The 621-nt window shown below is 52.5% G+C and carries 2 protein-coding genes; both read left to right on the forward strand.

Annotated features, from left to right (window positions below; translation table 11 throughout):
• Positions 1 to 367: MerR family DNA-binding protein (locus tag MLE19_RS22860; protein WP_240720619.1), on the forward strand; the 367-nt coding region annotated here is incomplete at its 5' end.
• A 113-nt stretch (positions 368 to 480) separates the two neighbouring features.
• Positions 481 to 621 (forward strand): heavy metal-associated domain-containing protein (locus tag MLE19_RS22865; protein WP_276322552.1); only part of this gene is annotated, 141 nt, incomplete at its 3' end.

The following is a 621-nucleotide window of genomic DNA, read 5'->3' on the forward strand; positions in this document are numbered from 1 at the left end:
AGTCGCTAGCCAGGCGATTCGATTCTACGAAAAAGAGAGACTTATGCCTCCTCCGAGGAGGACCGATGCCAACTATCGGCGTTACCCATTAGAAGCCGTGGATCGGTTGCAGTTTATCGTTCATGCCAAGCAGTGGGGCTTCACGCTACAAGAGATTCGGGAGCTGTTAATGCTTCAGGATGCTAATGGCGACCGGGCACAAGCTAAACGCATCGCCGGCGAGAAGCTGCATAAAGTGCGCGAGCAGATCAAACACCTCACGCGGATTGAAGCCGTATTATCGAAAACATTGAGTGAGTGTGCAGGCGAAGGGCCTATGCAGGAAGGCTGCCCGATTGTTGAAGCTATCGCTGAGCAGACTGAATGATTGGGCATTTTCTCGACAGCGAACATGGGAATCAAGTTTGCCTATCGGGTCGTCGATAAATTAACAGGGAGATCGTCATTATGACGCAACACGTCGACATCGAGATTCGTGGTATGTCCTGTGCTTCCTGTGTTGGGCGTGTGGAGCGTGCACTCAGCCAGCAGCCAGGAGTGATCAACGCTCAAGTAAACCTCGCCACACAGAAGGCGGCTATCCAGGTCGAAGCAGGTACCGCAACCGCTAACCTACTCAAT

It is taken from the genome of Vreelandella neptunia (genome assembly GCF_022489065.1).
GTDB classification, from domain to species: Bacteria; Pseudomonadota; Gammaproteobacteria; order Pseudomonadales; family Halomonadaceae; genus Vreelandella; species Vreelandella neptunia_A.